The organism is Solwaraspora sp. WMMD1047 (assembly GCF_029626155.1).
Taxonomy (GTDB): domain Bacteria; phylum Actinomycetota; class Actinomycetes; order Mycobacteriales; family Micromonosporaceae; genus WMMD1047.
Genome location: NZ_JARUBL010000001.1, coordinates 2898232 through 2914537 on the forward strand (window position 1 = coordinate 2898232; position 16306 = coordinate 2914537).

Below are 16306 nucleotides of genomic sequence, written 5' to 3' on the forward strand. Positions count from 1 at the left end.
AGATTCGTGAAATCAGCCCTCCCTACGTTCGTGGCACAGAAAATCGGCAGAAGGGGAGTTGAATGCCACGAGGCTCGCGGGGCCGGCTGGTCTTGCTCTGTATATTGTCGACACTGCTGGTCGCCACCGGCTGCGCCGAAGACCCATCGGAGGGTGGCAGCGGCTCGGGTGACACCATCAAGGTGGGAATCCTGCACTCGCTGAGCGGCACCATGGCCATCAGCGAGGTGACCGTCAAGGACGCGGAACTACTCGCCATCGAGGAAATCAACGCCGCCGGTGGCGTACTGGGTAAGCAGATCGAGCCCGTCATCGAGGACGGCGCGTCGGACTGGCCCACCTTTGCCGAGAAGGCCCAGAAGCTCATCTCACAGGACAAGGTCGCCACCGTCTTCGGTGGCTGGACGTCGGCCAGCCGCAAGGCGATGCTGCCGGTGTTCGAACGCAACAAGGCGCTGCTGTGGTACCCGGTGCAGTACGAGGGGCTGGAGAGCTCGCCGTACATCTTCTACACCGGAGCCACCACCAACCAGCAGATCGTGCCCGGCCTGGACTACCTCAAGGAGCAGGGCAAGAAGTCGATCTTCCTGGTCGGCAGCGACTACGTCTTCCCGCGTACCGCCAACAAGATCATCAAGGCGTACGCCGAGGCGAACGGCATGTCCGTCGTCGGCGAGGAGTACACCCCGCTCGGCCACACCGAGTACAGCACGGTGGTGAACAAGCTCCAGCAGGCCAGCCCGGACGCCGTCTTCAACACCCTCAACGGCGACAGCAACGTCGCCTTCTTCAAGCAGCTGCGCAGCGCGGGGATCACCGCCGAGGCGATGCCGACGGTGTCGGTAAGCGTCGCCGAGGAGGAGGTCGTCGGCATCGGTCCGGAGAACGTGGCCGGACACCTGGTGGCCTGGAACTACTACCAGACCACCGAGGGGGCGCGGAACACCGCCTTCGTGGAGGCGTTCAAGGCCAAGTACGGCGCGAACAAGGTCACCTCCGACCCGATGGAGGCCGGCTACAACGCCGTCTACCTCTGGGCCGAGGCGGTCAAGAAGGCCGGCAGCACCGACGTCGAGGAGGTCAAGAAGGCCGCCGGGGGCATCACTCTGGACGCCCCCGAGGGCACCGTCACCATCGACGGCGAGAACCAGCACGTCTTCAAGACCGCGCGGATCGGCCTGGTGCAGCCCGACGGCCAGATCAAGGAGGTCTGGAACTCCGGCCAGCCGATCAAACCCGACCCCTACCTGAAGGGCTATCCCTGGGCCACCGGCCTGTCCTGACCCGGACCCCGACCAGACGCGGGTACTAGCGGAGGAGGCGCCGGTCATGGCGACACTCAACCAACTGGTCATCGGCGCGAGCATGGGAGCGGTGCTGCTCCTGATCGCGCTCGGGCTGACCTTCACCTTCGGCCAGATGGGGGTCATCAACATGGCCCACGGAGAGTTCATCATGGCCGGCGCCTACACCGCGTACCTGCTGCAGGGCGTGTTCGGGGCGCAGGCCGTCCCGGCCGCCCTGCCGGTCGCGTTTCTCGTCGGCGGTCTGATGGGGCTGATCCTGGAGCGGCTCGTGATCCGCCGCTTCTACGGCCGGCCCCTGGACACGTTACTGCTCACCTTCGGCGTGAGCCTGGTCCTGCAACAGCTCGCCCGGGACATCTTCGGTGCCCCGAACGTCCAGGTCACCGCCCCGGGCTGGCTGACCGGCGGGTTCGACCTGGGCGGCGTGCGGGTGCCGTACAACCGGGTCTTCATCGTGGTGCTCGCCGCCGGCAGCGTGGTCGCCATCTGGGCCTACCTGGCCAAGATGCGGCACGGCCGGCGGATGCGGGCGGTGATGCAGAACCGGCAGCTCGCCGCCGTCACCGGGGTGGCCACCGACCGGGTGGACCAGCTCACCTTCTTCATCGGCTCGGGCCTGGCCGGGGTCGCCGGCGTCGCGTTGACGCTGATCGGCCCGGTCGGCCCGTCGCTTGGCACCTACTACATCGTGGACGCCTTCCTGGTGGTGGTGGCCGGCGGGCTCGGCCAGCTGCGGGGCGCGGTGCTGGCCGCGATCGCGCTCGGCGTCCTGAACAGCTACGTCGAATTCTGGACCGATGCCAGCCTCGCGAAGGTGGTGGTCTTCGCCGTGATCGTCGCGTTCCTCCAGGTGCGGCCGCAGGGCATGTTCGTCCTGCGCAGTCGGGCCCTGACATGACCGGGCCATCGGCGGCGCCCGCCGCCGCACCCGACACCGCCGCCCGGACCGGCCGCCGGCCGGCGCTGCGTCCCGGGCCGGTCTCCTACCTCGTGGTGGGCATCCTGCTGCTCGGGGTCGCCCCGCTGGCGCTCAGCGCGTTCCGGCTGGACCTGCTCGCCAAGTACCTCTGCTACGCGATCGTCGCGGTCGGCATCTACCTGGCCTGGGGACGCGGCGGCATGCTCACCCTCGGCCAGGGGGTCTTCTTCGGCCTCGGCGGCTACGCGATGGGCATGCACCTCAAGCTGACCGACGCCGGGCCGGGCAACCTGCCCGACTTCATGGTGTGGAGCGGCGTCGAGACGCTGCCGGCGCTCTGGGAGCCGTTCCGCAACCCGGTCTTCGCTCTGGCGATGGTGGTGGTGCTGCCGACCGTGGTCGCGGTGCTGCTCGGCATCCTGGTCTTCCGGCAGCGGGTGCGGGGCGCGTACTTCGCGGTGCTGTCGCAGGCGCTGGCCGCCGCCTTCGTCATCCTGCTGGTCGGCCAGCAGGGCCTGACCGGTGGCACCAACGGCCTGACCAACGTGCAGTTCTTCTTCGGGCTGGACCTCTACGAGCCGGCCCAGAAGCGGATCGTCTACTTCATCGTGGTGGTCGCGCTCGGCCTGGTGGTGCTGGCCGCCTGGCAGCTCACCCACAGCCGGTTCGGCAAGCTGCTGGTCGCCATCCGCGACGGCGAGGACCGGGTCCGCTTCCTCGGCTACGACCCGGCCGTGGTCAAGACCATCGTGTACGCCGTGTCGGCCGCGATGGCCGGCATCGCCGGTGCCCTCTTCGTGCCGGTGGTCGGCATCCTCGGCCCGGCCGACCTCGGCGTGGTGCCGTCCATCGAGATGCTGGTGGCGGTCGCCATCGGTGGCCGGTTCTCGCTGGCCGGCGCGGTCGCCGGGGCGATCCTGTTCAACTACGGCAGCACCACGCTCAGCGAACAGTTCCCGTCCGGCTGGCTCTACCTGCTCGGCGGGCTCTTCATCGCGGTGATGATGTGGGCGCCGCGCGGCCTGGCCGGGCTCTTCACCGACGGCGCGGCGGCGCTGCGCCACCGGTTCGGTGACCGGGGCCGGCCGGGGCTGCCGGCATCGGTCGGCGGTCCGCCCGGCACCCCGGCCGGCGCTGCGCAGCCCGCTGCGCAGGCGGCGGCCGACCCGGATGACCGGACGGCCGGGCCGGCCGCGGCGCCGAGCGCCGCCGCGTCCGACTCCGTGACGGTGGGGGAGGGCCGGTGACCGGACAACTGGAGGTACGCGGACTCAACGTCGTCTTCGACGGGTTCCAGGCCCTGACCGACCTGGACTTCACCGTGCAGCCGGGTGAGTTGCGGTTCCTGATCGGCCCGAACGGGGCCGGCAAGACCACCCTGATCGACGTGATCACCGGCCGTACCCGGCCCGCCTCGGGTTCGGTGCGGTTCAACGGCCAGGAGCTGGTCGGCCGGCGCGAACACCGGATCGTCCGGCTCGGCATCGGCCGGACCTTCCAGACCTCGGTGGTCTTCGAGGAGCTCTCCGTCCTGGACAATCTGGATCTCGCGGTCAACTTCCGGCGGCCCCTGACGGCGCTGCTGCGCCGGCGTCGGGAGGTCTCCGACGAGGTCGCGGCGGCGCTGGCCACCACCGGCCTGACGGAGCTTGCCGACCGGCCGGCCGGGGTGCTCTCGCACGGTCAGCGGCAGTGGCTGGAGATCGGCATGCTGATCGTCCAGCGGCCCAGCCTGCTGCTGCTCGACGAGCCGGTGGCCGGGATGAGCCGCGGCGAACGGGAACGCACCGGCGACCTGCTCCGTGAGGTGGCCAAGGACCACACCGTGGTGGTGATCGAGCACGACATGGAGTTCCTGCGCCGGTTCGCCAGCACGGTGACGGTCCTGCACGAGGGCCGCCTGCTCTGCGAGGGGACCGTCGCGCAGGTGCAGGCCGACCCGCGGGTGCAGCAGGTCTACCTCGGCCGGACCCGCGAGGAGAGCACCGAACTCGTCCAGGAGGCGTTGTAGCAGATGCTTACCGTCAAGGGACTCGACGTCGCGTACGGCCGGGCGCAGGTGCTCTTCGGGGTCGACCTGGCGGCGCCGGCCGGCGCCCTGGTCTGCGTGATGGGCCGCAACGGGGTCGGCAAGACGACCCTGCTCAAGGCCATCACCGGGGTGCTGCCGGTGCGCGCCGGCCAGATCCTCTTCAACGGCCAGGACATCACCAAACTCAAGACCCACCAACGGGTACGCCTCGGGCTCGGCTACGTGCCGCAGGGTCACGAGACGTTCCCGCAGCTCACCGTCTGGGAGAACCTGCAGGTGGCGGTCGAGGCGGCCGGCGGGGCGGCGGACCGGGGCGCGGTGGACGAGGCCCTCGACCTCTTCCCGGCCCTGCCGGCGCTGCTGCGCCGCCGGGCCGGGTTCCTCTCCGGCGGGCAGCAGCAGCAGCTCGCCATCGCCCGGGCGCTCGTCACCCGGCCGAAGATGCTGCTGCTGGACGAGCCGACCGAGGGTATCCAGCCGTCCATCATCCTGGAGATCGAGGAGGCGGTGGAGCGGCTGCACACCCAGGCCGGGCTGGCGATCCTGCTGGTCGAGCAGTATCTCGACCTGGCCCTGCGGCTGGCCGACCGGTTCGTCATCCTGGACGCCGGCGAGGTGGTCCGCTCCGGTGACCGGGAGGAGCTGCGGGACTCCTCCGTACACCAGTTGTTGTCGGTCTGAATCCCCGCCGGTCAGCCGGCGGTGGGTTCGAGGATCAGGCAGGACGAGGTGGCGTGGGCGACCAGTCGGCCGGCGTCATCGGTGAGCCGCGCCTCGGCCAGTGCCGTGCGCCGGCCCCGCTGCAGCACCAGGCCCTCGCCGCGCAGCAGCCCCGAGGCGACCGTCACCGGCCGGAGGAACTTCACGTTCAGGTCCAGGGTGGTGTAGGCGACGCCGGCCGGCAGGGTGGAGTGCACCGCGCAGGCGGCGGCGGTGTCCAGCAGGGTGGAGAGCACCCCGCCGTGCACCGTGCCGAGCGGGTTGTAGTGGAACTCCTGGGGGACCATCTCGACGGTCACCCGGCCCTCCTCGGCGGTCATCCGGCTCATGTCGAGCAGGTTCATCACCGGCGGCCCGGCCAGCTCACCGGCGATCATCGCCTGGAGCATCTCCAGCCCGGACCGGTGGCCGGACAGCGCCGCGTTGGCCAGTGGGTCCGCCCAGGAGAAGGTGCGGCTGCGGGTGGTGGCGCCGGCTCCCGGCTGGTCGCGCTGCCCCGGCTGGTCGCGCTGCCCCGGCTCCTGGGTCTGTGTCATGGAGGCAGCGTGGCACCCGGTTGCTGAGTCTGTCAACGAGACTTAGCATGGCGGAGATGAGACCTGCGGCACTGGACTGGTCGGTCGACAACTGCACCATCGCCCGCGCGATGGCGATCCTCGGCGAGCGCTGGACCGTGGTCGTGCTGCGCGAGGTCTTCAACGGCGTACGCCGGTTCGACGACATGCGGGAGCGCACCGGCGTACCCCGGCAGGTGCTGACCAACCGGCTGGCCATGCTGGTGGAGGAGGGCCTGCTGCGGCGGGAGCCCTACCGGGAGCCGGGCGCCCGCGCCCGGCACGAGTACCGGCTCACCCCGAAGGGCCTGGACCTCTGGCCGGTGCTGGTCGCCATCCTGGAGTGGGGGGACCGGTACCTCGCCGACCCGGGCGGGCCGGCGCTGACCACGGAACACCGTGACTGCGGCGCCCGGGTGGGTGTGGTGCTGCGCTGCGCGGACGGGCACGACGTCGCCTCGGCCCGGGACGTGCTGCCCCGCCCCGGGCCCGGCGCCCGGCCGCGCTACGCGACCGGGATGGCGTCCGCTACCAGTTGAAGCCGGCCGGGTAGGAGACGCTGGCCAGCACCTGCTGCCCGGTGGTGTTCGGGTGGAAGTAGTCCCAGCTGGACAACTGGCCGAGGGTGAACTGGTAACCGAAGACCGCGTTGCCGTCGAACCGGCAGTTCGACCCGTACGCGGCACACGCCTGGGCGAGCTGGCCGTTGAAGTCGATCACCCGCTGCCGGACCCGGTTGCGCCGGTCCACGTCGGCCTGGGCGGTCGAGGTGGGGTTGGCCAGCATCGACTGGCAGATGCCGAAGAGCGACCAGGCGAGCCGCGCCGACGAACTGGTCCGGCCGACCGCCCAGAGTCGGTGGATGTCCGGGACGCTGATCAGCAGCACCCGGGCGTTCGGCAGGCCGGCCTTCAGCCGGCCCAACGCGTTGTCGAGGTTGGCGCGGTAGGTGCCGACCGGGGTCATCGTCGACTCGGAGCTGGTGCAGGCGTCGTTGGCGCCGATCAGGATCGTGACGTACTGGGCGCCCCGGGAGACGGCGGCGTCGGCCTGGCCGGGCATGTCGGCCGACTTGGCGCCGGTCTCGCCGACGTTGTAGTTGCGGCCGTTGATGCCGGAGTTGACCGACCTGATCCGCAGGTAGTGGCTGTTGACCGAGGTGTAGCTGCCGGTGCTGAAGGAGCGGGCGGTGCAGTCGACGTACCAGCCGCAGGCGTTGAAGCCGCGGGTGATCGAGTCGCCCATGCTGGCCATCGAGGTCGGCGCGGGACCGGGATCGGCGGTCGCCGGGCTGGTGGCGACGAGGACGAGTGCCACCGTGGCGGCGACGAGGGTGAGCGTACGACGGACGAGGGGCATGCTGGCCTCCGGATCACGGGTGCCTGGGGGCGGGGGAGTGCGCCGGTCCGCGATGGCGGGCCGGCGCCGGTGGTGCCGGTGGGACGGGAGTGGCGAACTGTCTCCAACATGGTCGCTCGATCGGGTTCGTCGGAAAATCGGTCTTTCACATCTTGTTCATGATCTTCAATGCCTGAATACTCGTTAAGGTGCGTCACGGAGACGCACACCTCCAAACCCCCCTTGGGAGGCACCCCAATGCGATCCATGCGATCCGCACTCCGACAAGCGGCCACCATCGGCGCGGTGGCCACGCTGGCCGCCGGCCTGCTGGCCACGGCTCCGGCCCAGGCGGCGCCCGTCGCGCTCGCCTCGGCCGACTCCGCCGCCGCACTGGCCGAGCGGCTCGGCGCCCGCGCCGCGGGCTCCTACCTCGACCAGGCCACCGGCCGGATGGTCGTCCCCGTCACCGACGCGGCCGCCGTCGCCGAGGTCCGGGCGGCCGGCGCCGCCGCGAAGATCGTCAAGCGCGGCGCGGCCGAGCTGGCCAAGGTGACCAGCACACTGGACGCCTCGGCGAAGATCCCCGGCACCGCGTGGTGGGTCGACCCGGTCACCAACCAGGTCGTCGTCGAGGTGGACAGCACCATCACCGGGGCCAAGCTGGCCCGGGTCAAGGCGGCCGCCGAGCGGCACGGCGCGGCCGTGCGGATCGAGCGGATGGCCGGCACGCTCAGCCTCACCATCGCCGGCGGCCAGGCGATCTACACCGGCGGCAGCCGCTGCTCACTCGGCTTCAACGTCCGCAGCGGCAGCACGTACTACTTCATCACCGCCGGGCACTGCACCAACATCGGCTCCACCTGGTACGGACCGACCTCCAGCGCGCTGCTGGGCACCCGGGCCGGCACCAGCTTCCCGACCAACGACTACGGCATCGTCCGGCTCAACTCCAGCAGCCACCCGGGCACTGTCCACCTCTACAGCGGCACCCAGGAGATCACCAGCGCCGGCAACGCGTACGTCGGCCAGTCCGTCCGCCGCAGCGGCAGCACCACCGGCGTCCGCAGCGGCAGCGTCACCGGTCTCAACGCGACGGTGAACTACCAGCAGGGCAGCGTCTACCAGATGATCCGCACCAACGTCTGCGCCCAGCCGGGCGACAGCGGCGGTTCGATGTTCGCCGGCACGGTCGCGCTGGGCCTGACCTCCGGCGGCAGCGGCAACTGCTCTACCGGCGGCACGACGTTCTTCCAGCCCGTACCGGAGGTGCTGAGCCGCTACGGCGTCAGCATCTACTGATTCACCGGATGGACAGTCGGCTGATAGCTGATTGACGATCGGGCAAGGGGCCGGAGGTCGTCCTCCGGCCCCTTCGCCGCGTCGACGTCAACCGGCCGGACCAGATCGGACCCGGCATCCAGTGCCCGCCGGACCGCGGCGTGATCGTCCCCCACCGCGCTGACCAGCACCCCCGGCCCACCCGACAGCGGCAACACCGCCCCGGTCCGGTCGAGTACCGCTGGCTGAGGTGGACCGGCCGTGGCCCAGGACGGGTCGACCAGCACGACGGTGCCGGCCGCCCGGCCGCCGCCGAGGACCGACGGGCCGTCCCAGCCCGGGGCGCGCGGTCCGACCGCGAGATCATTGCGGAGCAGGGTACGCCCGCCGTACCGCACGGTCGTCGCCAGTCGTACGTCACCGGCCGGCTCGCCGTACCGACCGCAGATCAGTTCCTCGCGCCAGACGAGCGCCGCGCCCTCGGCCAGCTCCATGATGGAGTGCGACTCGTGGTCGCAGCCCGCCGCGCCGATCAGCGGCTCGGTCAGCCAGCGCAGCCGGCCACCGGCCGCGACCCGGGCGGTCACGGTCAGCCGGGACCGCCGGCCCGTTGCCCCCGGCAACGCCAGCGAGGCGGCCACCCCGCGTACGCAGAGTCGGGCGCCCTCGCGCACCTCGATCTCGATGGCGAGAACGTCCCCGCCGAGCGGCCCGGCCGCCCCGCCCACCAGGTGCACCTGCGCCTCGCCCCCGGCCGGCCCGGTGCGGCGGGGCAGCAGCGGCGGCTCGCCGTACAGGACGGCCAACCTGGTGCCGCGTGGACCGTCCGCTGTCGCGACGATCCGCGCGCTGGCCCGCATCAGCGCCCCGGTCCGACTCCGACGCTCCCGGCGGCCGGTCCCGGTGCGCCGCGGCCGGTCGGCGCAGGGCCGGTCGAGTCCTGGCTGACTGGTTCCTGGCCGGTCGGCGGTGCGGCCAGCGAGCGGACCCAGTCGGCGACCGGGTCGGCGGCCGGCTGCTCCACGAGGGAGAGGAACACGGTCGGCAGGTCGCCGCGGCGGGCCGTCGCGTCCCGGTCCATCACCGACAGGTCCGCGCCGACCAGCGGCGCCAGGTCGGTCTTGTTGATCACCAGCAGGTCGGCGCTGGTGACGCCCGGCCCGCCCTTGCGGGGTACCTTGTCGCCGCCGGCCACGTCGATCACGAAGATCTGCCGGTCGATCAGGCCCTTGCTGAAGGTGGCGGTGAGGTTGTCCCCGCCGCTCTCCACCAGCACCAGGTCCAACGGACCGAGAGTCGCCTCCAGGTCCTCGACGGCGTCCAGGTTGGCGGAGATGTCGTCGCGGATCGCGGTGTGTGGGCAGCAGCCGGTCGCCACCGCCCGGATCCGCTCCGCCGGCAGCACACCGTGGCGCAGCAGGAAGTCGGCGTCCTCGGTGGTGTAGATGTCGTTCGTCACCACCGCCAGCCGCAGTTCGTCGCCGAGCGCCTTGCAGAGCGCGGCGACAAGCGCGGTCTTGCCGGAACCGACCGGCCCGCCGATCCCGATCCGCACCGCCCGGACACCGGCCACTCCGACACTTCCGGTTTGCCGAGGGTCGGTCCCATTTGGACCCGCCACATCAGACGCGGTCGAACTGCGGCCAGCTGCGGTGGGGCCGGGCTGGGTGAGGCGGGCCGGCAAAGGTGGGTGCGGGTCGACGTTCGGATCCGGGTGGCTGTGCGGAACCTCGTCGGGGGAGTGTTCGTGCCCGTCGGCGTGGTGACCGTTCGGCTCGGCACGCGGGCCCGGTTCAGGGCGTGGGTTCGGATCAGGACGCAAAGAGACGCACCTCCCAGGTTTCGTGGTCCTCGGCACCGATCTCCAGCAGCGGTGCGGAGTCAGCGGGTAGCGCGTCGACCGGTTCGGCGATCCGCTCGGCGGCCTCGGCAGCCAGCCGGTCACACTCGCCGGCCAGCTCCGCGAGCAGCGCGTGCACGGCGTACGGGTCCAGGGCGAGCAGGCGCACCGCGGCGCTGGCCGGCCCGGTCACCGTGCCGTACGCCCCGGCCACCGCCGCCTCGACCGGCCCCAGCCCGGCCGCGGCGGCCAGCACCCCCAGCGCGACCGGTTGGTGCAGATCCCGGTAAACCGGATCGACGGGCCACATCGCGCGCCCGGCCCGCAGCAGCGCACGCCCCTGGGCACGCGACGCCCGCCGCAACGCCGGCGACGCCGTCCGCACCTCCACCCCCGCATCCAACTCCCGCACCCGCCCGGCGGGGGTGGCGGGGGTCAGGGCGGCGCAGGTGGCGGCGGTGAAGGTGGCGGTGGTGCGGCCGGTGGTGTGGAGACGGCCGCGGAGGAAGGCGGCGAGGGTGGGCAGGTCGGTGACCCGGCGGGCACCGATCGCCGCCTCCAGGCCACCGGAGTGGGCGTGACCGCCGGCCGGCAGCCGCCCGTCGGCGAGCAGCAGCAGGGCGGTGGCGGACACCGGCGGAATCAGCACGGACATCGCCGGGACGTCGTCGAACTCCGGGCGGACATCGGCGGGGTCATGGCGGACATCGGCGGGTCAGAACAGGAAGTAGCGCTGTGCCATCGGCAGCTCGATCGCCGGCTGCGGCTCGACGACGTCGCCGTCGATGCGGACCGTGAACGTGTCGGGGTCCACCTCGATGGAGGGCAGCGCGTCGTTGAGCGGCAGGTCCGACTTGCCGCGCGACCGGGTGTCGGCCACCGGGCAGAGGGCGCGCTTGAGGCCGATCCGGTCGCCGAGCAGCGCGTCGATCGCGGCCGGCGCCACGAACGCCAGGCTGGTGGCGGCCGGCACCAGGCCGTACGCGCCGAACATCGGGCGGGGCAGGATCGGCTGCGGGGTGGGGATGGAGGCGTTCGCGTCGCCCATCTGCGCCCAGGCGATCATGCCGCCCTTGAGCACCAGGTGTGGGCGTACCCCGAAGAAGGCCGGGTCCCAGAGCACCAGGTCGGCCAGCTTGCCGGCCTCGACCGAGCCGACCTCGCCGTCGATGCCGTGCGCCACGGCCGGGCAGATCGTGTACTTGGCGACGTACCGGCGGGCCCGCATGTTGTCGGCGGCGCCGTCGCCGGGCAGCGCGCCCCGGCGGGCCTTCATCACGTGCGCGGTCTGCCAGGTACGGATGATCACCTCGCCGGCCCGCCCCATCGCCTGCGAGTCGGAGCCGATCATCGAGATGGCGCCCAGGTCGTGCAGGATGTCCTCGGCGGCCATCGTGCTGGGCCGGATGCGGCTCTCCGCGAAGGCCAGGTCCTCCGGCACCGTCGGGTTGAGATGGTGGCAGACCATCAGCATGTCGAGGTGCTCGTCGAGGGTGTTCCGGGTGTGCGGGCGGGTCGGGTTGGTCGAGGACGGCAGCACGTTGGGCTGGGCGGCGACGGTGATGATGTCCGGGGCGTGCCCGCCACCGGCGCCCTCGGTGTGGTAGGCGTGAATGGAGCGGCCGGCGATCGCGGCCAGGGTGTCGGCGACGAAGCCGGCCTCGTTGAGGGTGTCGGTGTGGATCGCCACCTGCACCCCGGACGCGTCGGCCACCCGCAGGCAGGCGTCGATCGCGGCCGGCGTGGTGCCCCAGTCCTCGTGCAGTTTGAAGCCGCCCGCGCCGCCGCGCAGCTGCTCCCACATCGAGTCCTCGCTGACCGTGTTGCCCTTGCCGAGCAGCAGCACGTTCACCGGCCACGGGTCGATCGACTCCAACATCCGGGCCAGGTGCCAGGCGTTCGGGGTGACCGTGGTGGCCTTGGTCCCCTCGGCCGGCCCGGTGCCGCCACCCATGATGGTGGTGACGCCACTGGCCAGCCCGGTCTCCAGGACCTGCGGGCAGATCAGGTGTACGTGGCTGTCGATCGCCCCGGCGGTGAGGATCTTCCCGTTGCCGGCGATCACCTCGGTGCCCGGCCCGATCACCAGCTCCGGGTGTACGCCGTCCATGGTGTCCGGGTTGCCGGCCTTGCCGAGCGCGACGATCCGACCGTCGCGGATGCCGACGTCGGCCTTCACCACACCCCAGTGGTCGAGCACGATCGCGCCGGTGATGACGGTGTCCGGGGTGCCCTCGGCGCGGGTGGCGCGGGACTGGCCCATCGACTCGCGGATCACCTTGCCGCCGCCGAAGACCGCCTCGTCGCCGTACCCGCAGCGGTCCTCCTCGATCTCGATGAGCAGGTTGGTGTCGGCGAGCCGGACCCGGTCGCCGGTGGTCGGGCCGTAGAGGGCGGCGTAGCGCCGCCGGTCCAGCGTGCTCACACCGCCCCCGATCCCGCGTCGCTGCCGATGGCGCCGGTGGCCGCGCCGGGCGCGTTGTCCAGCGGCCCGGCGCACTCGCCACGCAGGCCGGCCACCACCCGGGCGCCGGTCAGCGGGACCAGCTCGACGTCGCGGCCGATGCCCGGTTCGAAGCGCACCGACGTGCCGGCCGGCACCGCCAGCCGGTGCCCCCAGGCCGCCGAGCGGTCGAAGTCCAGCGCCGGGTTCGCCTCGGCGAAGTGGTAGTGCGACCCGACCTGCACCGGCCGGTCCGCGGTGTTGCGCACCGGCAGCGTCAGCACCGGCTTGCCGGCGTTGAGGGTGATGTCGCCGTCGCCGGGGATCGTCTCGCCGGGGATCACCGGTGGCCTCCTGGGCGGGGGAGCGGGTTACCGGCGATCACGAGATCGGCCCGTGCACGGTGACCAGCTTGGTGCCGTCCGGAAAGGTCGCCTCCACCTGCACCTCGGGCAGCATCTCCGGGACCCCGTCGAGGACGTCGTCGCGGGTGAGCACGTGCCGGCCGGACTCCATCAGGTCGGCCACCGAGCGGCCGTCGCGGGCGCCCTCCAGCAGGAACGCGGTGATCACCGCGACCGCCTCCGGGTAGTTGAGCCGCAGCCCGCGCTCCCGGCGTTTGGTGGCGACGTCGGCGGCGACGTGAATCATCAACCGCTCCTGCTCGTGGCGGGCGAGGAACAATCGACACACCTCCACAACGGCGACGATGAAGCGGATCGTGTCAGCCACACGTTTCGATGATGTTACGCGGATCATGGAGTGAGATCCCGGGTTCGCCCAACCCGCCTATGCTGCGGCGATGACTTCGACCGGCCCCCAGGTGCTGCTCGCGTTGCCGTTCACCGGGCGGTGGCTGGCCCGCAACAGTCCGGCCCGGCGGGTGCCCAGCCACGGCACCGACCTGCTGGGCAGCCGGTACGCCATCGACTTCATCGGGGTGGACGACCGCCGCCGGACCGCCCGGCGCCGGGACTGGCGCACGTTTCTCGCCACCGAGCCGCCGGAGCGGTTCCTCGCTTTCGGAGCGCCGATCCTGGCCCCGGCGGGCGGTCGGGTGGTCGCCGCGCACGACGGCGAGACCGACCACGCGGCCCGCCGCTCGCAACTGGCCCTCATTCCGTACGCGATGGGTCAGGCGGGTCGGCTGCGGGCCGGAGTGGCGGCGATCGCCGGCAACCACCTGATCGTCGAGCTGGCCGACGGCGGCGGGTACGTGGCCGTCGTACACCTGCGGGTTGGTTCGTTGCGGGTGGGGGTGGGCGACCGGGTCACGGTCGGGCAGCAGGTGGCCGAGTGCGGGAACTCCGGCAACTCGACCCAGCCGCACGTGCACCTGCAGGTCAGCGACCGGGCGGAGATGGCCTCGGCGCAGGGGGTGCCGATGGCGTTCCGGCGGTTCCGGGAGTGGCCGCGAGGCGCGCGGGAGGCCACCGTCCGGGAGTCCGGCCTGCCGGCCGAGGGCGCGGTCGTCGAACCCTTGCCCTGAACCCCGTGCTGTGCCGCACCTCTCGTATACGCAACCGTATGAGGAGGCGTAGCCTGCTTCGTGTACGGCACCGTATGCGCGGGTGGAGGGTAGCGAAATGACCGTCGATCGGGTGACCAGCGCGGTGGGAACGCAGACCATCGACGCGTCGATCCGCGCACTCGGCTCGTTCACGACGATCGACTACGCCGACCTGTTCACCCTCGCCACCGAGGCCGAGGCAGGTCCCCAGTGGTGGGCGCGGGCGATGTTCGGCGACGCCCCCGACCTCGGTGAGCTGTTCATCTGGCGCGTCCTGCTCGGGCTGCGCCTGCGACTGCGCCCGTCGCCGGAGACGGTCGCCGGCTGGCGGATCGGCGGCCGGGGTGAGAACTGGATCCGGCTGGAGACCGACTCCTGGCTCCTGACCGCCAACCTCGTCGTCGTCACCGCACCCGGGCGGGTGTCGCTGGCCACCTTCCTGCGGTACGACCACGGCGTGGCCCAGCGGGCCTGGCCGCCGTTGTCGGCCGTCCACCGGCATCTCGTACCCGGGGTGCTCCGCGCCGCCGAGTCCCGCGTCGCGGTCGGCCCCCGGCCGGCGACCCCGCCTCACCCGGCAGACGCCCCGCCGGGCGGGACCGGTCTCTAGGCTGGTCGGGCCGCCGCGCCAACCGGGGAAGGTGCCGAGTGTCGACCTGGATCAGCCGCTTCGACCCGCCCGCCGGCGGGCCGGCCGACCGGGTCCGGGTCGCCGTCAAGGACGCCTTCGACGTGGCCGGCACGATCACCACGGCGGGCTGCGTCGCGGTCCGGGACCGGGCGGTACCGGCCACCTCCGACGCGGCCTGCCTGGCCGGGGTACGGGCGGCCGGGGCGTACCTCGTCGGCAAGACCACGCTCACCGAAATGTGCGTCAGCCCGATCGGGGACAACGCGGAGTTCGGAACCCCGGTCAACCCGGTGGCGCCCGACCGGATCCCGGGCGGCTCGTCCAGCGGCAGCGCGGTCGCGGTCGCCACCGGCGAGGCCGACATTGGGTTGGGCACCGACACCGGTGGCTCGGTGCGGATCCCGGCCGCCTGCTGCGGGATCGTCGGGCTGAAGACCACCTGGGGCCGGGTGCCCATGGCCGGGGTATGGCCGCTGGCGCCCACCCTGGACACCGTCGGCCCACTGGCCCGGGACGTGGCCGGGGTGGTGACCGGGATGCGCCTGCTCGAACCCGGGTGGACCGTGGCCAGGCCGCCCGCCCGCCGGGTCGGCCGGCTACGGATCGCCGGCGTCGATGCGCGCGTTGGGGACGCCGTCGACGCCGCGCTCGACGCGGCCGGGCTGGCGGTACGGGAGGTGCGGCTGGCCGGCTGGGCGGACACCTACGACGCCTTCGGCACGATCATCGTCGGCGAGCTGTGGCGGGCGCACGGCGACCTGCTCGACGCCGACGGGGTGGGGGAGCTGGTCAACGGGGGACTGTGGGCGGGTCGGGGCCTGACCGGCGAGCGGTTGGCCGAGGCGCTGGCCGCGCGTGGGCGGTGGCAGGCCGAGGTCGCGGCGGCACTGGCCGAGGTCGAGGTGCTGGCGTTGCCGACGCTTGTCGGGCCGCCGCCGCTGGTCACCGACTACGTGGGCTTCCCGATCACCGAGCTGACCGCGCCGTTCAACCTCGCGGGCGTACCGGCGCTCGCCATGCCGGTGCCGTCACCGGGCTTTCCGGTGCCGGTCAGCCTGCAACTCGTCGCCCCGATGCACGCCGAAGACCTGCTCTGCGCCACCGCCCTCACGATCGAAGCGTCGGTCCGGAACGCATGATCATGGCGCAGTGAGCCGTTGTGAAAGCGCGAATTTGACGGCTGGGTGCGCCACGATCAGGGTGCCGGCATCTTCGGCGATGTCCTAGGCGGCGGCCTCCAGCGGCTCCTTCTCGGCTTCCGCCTCGGCCTCGGCTTCGGTCTCCTGCGGCTTCTCGGCCGGATCGGACTGGTCGGTCGCCCCAGCCGCCGCAGCCGCCTCGACCGCCTTCGGCTTCGCCCAGGAGAACTCGATCTCGATCGAGAACTCGTCGTCCTCCGCCTCGATCTCCAGCTCGCACCGCACCTGGTCGGCGACGGTGACCGTGCCGGCGGCGCCGTAGAAGAGCTGGCCGGTGTCCTCCAACTGGTTCGCGAGCTGACGCAGCCAGGCGGCAAGATCGGTCCGGGAGACGGTACGGGCGTCCTCGAAGATGTCCATCCCGCCATGCTTTCACTCCACACCGGAGCGACCGACCCAGGGTCCAGCGCCTCCGGGAGCGGGCCGCGTTCTCATGATCATCGTGCGGTCAGCCGTTGTGGTGGGCCGGATTCAACGGCTGGGTGCGCCACGATCGGAGCTGGATCAGGTTGGCGGCCCTGGCGCGTGCGTC

The 16306-nt window shown here is 72.1% G+C and carries 19 protein-coding genes; 10 read left to right on the top strand and 9 right to left on the bottom strand.

What is annotated here, in order from left to right; genetic code table 11:
* The first annotated feature begins 104 nt into the window (after positions 1 to 104).
* The 5 genes from urtA to urtE are packed head-to-tail and all read left to right on the top strand — an operon-like array spanning position 105 to position 4939.
* The gene (urtA, locus tag O7627_RS13360; protein ID WP_278093830.1) at positions 105 to 1283 is read left to right on the top strand and encodes an urea ABC transporter substrate-binding protein; all 1179 of its coding nucleotides are present in this window, start codon (positions 105 to 107) and stop codon (positions 1281 to 1283) included.
* Positions 1284 to 1329: 46 nt separating this feature from the next.
* Positions 1330 to 2205, top strand: coding sequence for an urea ABC transporter permease subunit UrtB (gene urtB / locus O7627_RS13365; RefSeq protein ID WP_278093831.1), 876 nt, complete (start codon positions 1330 to 1332; stop codon positions 2203 to 2205).
* A complete protein-coding gene (gene urtC, locus O7627_RS13370) occupies positions 2202 to 3473 on the top strand; it encodes an urea ABC transporter permease subunit UrtC (RefSeq protein WP_278093832.1) in 1272 nt (423 codons plus the stop codon). Before urtB ends, urtC begins: the two co-directional genes overlap by 4 nt.
* Entirely contained in the window at positions 3470 to 4237 is a 768-nt protein-coding gene (urtD, locus tag O7627_RS13375) for an urea ABC transporter ATP-binding protein UrtD (protein ID WP_278093833.1), read from the top strand. The genes urtC and urtD overlap by 4 nt, the downstream gene beginning before the upstream one ends.
* Positions 4238 to 4240: 3 nt before the next feature.
* Positions 4241 to 4939 (top strand): urea ABC transporter ATP-binding subunit UrtE, encoded by a 699-nt coding sequence (gene urtE, locus O7627_RS13380; protein WP_278093834.1) that lies wholly within the window; start codon positions 4241 to 4243, stop codon positions 4937 to 4939.
* An 11-nt stretch (positions 4940 to 4950) separates the two neighbouring features.
* Here urtE and O7627_RS13385 read toward each other — a convergent pair whose 3' ends face one another.
* Entirely contained in the window at positions 4951 to 5514 is a 564-nt protein-coding gene (locus O7627_RS13385) for a PaaI family thioesterase (protein WP_278093835.1), read from the bottom strand.
* 56 nt (positions 5515 to 5570) lie between these two features.
* On the opposite strand from O7627_RS13385, the gene O7627_RS13390 reads away from it, so the two are divergent.
* Positions 5571 to 6071, top strand: a complete 501-nt coding sequence (locus O7627_RS13390) for a helix-turn-helix domain-containing protein (RefSeq protein WP_278093836.1) — start codon at positions 5571 to 5573, stop codon at positions 6069 to 6071.
* On the opposite strand, the gene O7627_RS13395 is transcribed toward O7627_RS13390, so the two are convergent.
* A complete protein-coding gene (locus O7627_RS13395; protein ID WP_278093837.1) occupies positions 6061 to 6891 on the bottom strand; it encodes an SGNH/GDSL hydrolase family protein in 831 nt (276 codons plus the stop codon). The two genes, O7627_RS13390 and O7627_RS13395, sit on opposite strands and share 11 nt — an antisense overlap.
* A gap of 237 nt (positions 6892 to 7128) precedes the next feature.
* Here O7627_RS13395 and O7627_RS13400 point away from each other — a divergent pair, with 237 nt between their 5' ends.
* Positions 7129 to 8172 carry a S1 family peptidase gene (locus O7627_RS13400; protein ID WP_278093838.1) on the top strand — a complete coding sequence of 348 codons (1044 nt, stop codon included), beginning with the start codon at positions 7129 to 7131 and terminating at the stop codon, positions 8170 to 8172.
* On the opposite strand, the gene O7627_RS13405 is transcribed toward O7627_RS13400, so the two are convergent.
* The 6 genes from O7627_RS13405 to O7627_RS13430 all read right to left on the bottom strand — a co-directional run bounded on the left by O7627_RS13405 (position 8166) and on the right by O7627_RS13430 (position 13118).
* The gene (locus O7627_RS13405) at positions 8166 to 9011 is read right to left on the bottom strand and encodes an urease accessory protein UreD (protein WP_278093839.1); all 846 of its coding nucleotides are present in this window, start codon (positions 9009 to 9011) and stop codon (positions 8166 to 8168) included. The genes O7627_RS13400 and O7627_RS13405 overlap by 7 nt on opposite strands.
* Complete coding sequence (gene ureG / locus O7627_RS13410; RefSeq protein WP_347404655.1) at positions 9011 to 9706, bottom strand: urease accessory protein UreG; 696 nt, start codon at positions 9704 to 9706, stop codon at positions 9011 to 9013. Before ureG ends, O7627_RS13405 begins: the two co-directional genes overlap by 1 nt.
* A gap of 256 nt (positions 9707 to 9962) precedes the next feature.
* Entirely contained in the window at positions 9963 to 10646 is a 684-nt protein-coding gene (locus tag O7627_RS13415) for an urease accessory UreF family protein (RefSeq protein WP_278093841.1), read from the bottom strand.
* A gap of 60 nt (positions 10647 to 10706) precedes the next feature.
* On the bottom strand, positions 10707 to 12416 hold the full coding sequence (locus O7627_RS13420) for an urease subunit alpha (protein ID WP_278093842.1): 1710 nt from the start codon (positions 12414 to 12416) through the stop codon (positions 10707 to 10709).
* The gene (locus tag O7627_RS13425) at positions 12413 to 12778 is read right to left on the bottom strand and encodes an urease subunit beta (protein ID WP_347404656.1); all 366 of its coding nucleotides are present in this window, start codon (positions 12776 to 12778) and stop codon (positions 12413 to 12415) included. The genes O7627_RS13420 and O7627_RS13425 overlap by 4 nt, the downstream gene beginning before the upstream one ends.
* A gap of 37 nt (positions 12779 to 12815) precedes the next feature.
* Entirely contained in the window at positions 12816 to 13118 is a 303-nt protein-coding gene (locus O7627_RS13430; RefSeq protein ID WP_278098268.1) for an urease subunit gamma, read from the bottom strand.
* 118 nt (positions 13119 to 13236) lie between these two features.
* Between O7627_RS13430 and O7627_RS13435 the strand changes: the two genes are divergently transcribed.
* The 3 genes from O7627_RS13435 (at position 13237) to O7627_RS13445 (ending at position 15714) form a co-directional block, all read left to right on the top strand.
* Positions 13237 to 13923 (top strand): M23 family metallopeptidase, encoded by a 687-nt coding sequence (locus O7627_RS13435; protein WP_278093843.1) that lies wholly within the window; start codon positions 13237 to 13239, stop codon positions 13921 to 13923.
* Positions 13924 to 14020: 97 nt separating this feature from the next.
* A complete protein-coding gene (locus O7627_RS13440) occupies positions 14021 to 14554 on the top strand; it encodes a hypothetical protein (RefSeq protein ID WP_278093844.1) in 534 nt (177 codons plus the stop codon).
* A 38-nt stretch (positions 14555 to 14592) separates the two neighbouring features.
* A complete protein-coding gene (locus tag O7627_RS13445) occupies positions 14593 to 15714 on the top strand; it encodes an amidase (RefSeq protein WP_278093845.1) in 1122 nt (373 codons plus the stop codon).
* Between the two features lie 84 nt (positions 15715 to 15798).
* On the opposite strand, the gene O7627_RS13450 is transcribed toward O7627_RS13445, so the two are convergent.
* Entirely contained in the window at positions 15799 to 16134 is a 336-nt protein-coding gene (locus O7627_RS13450) for an amphi-Trp domain-containing protein (RefSeq protein ID WP_278093846.1), read from the bottom strand.
* Positions 16135 to 16306: the final 172 nt, after the last annotated feature.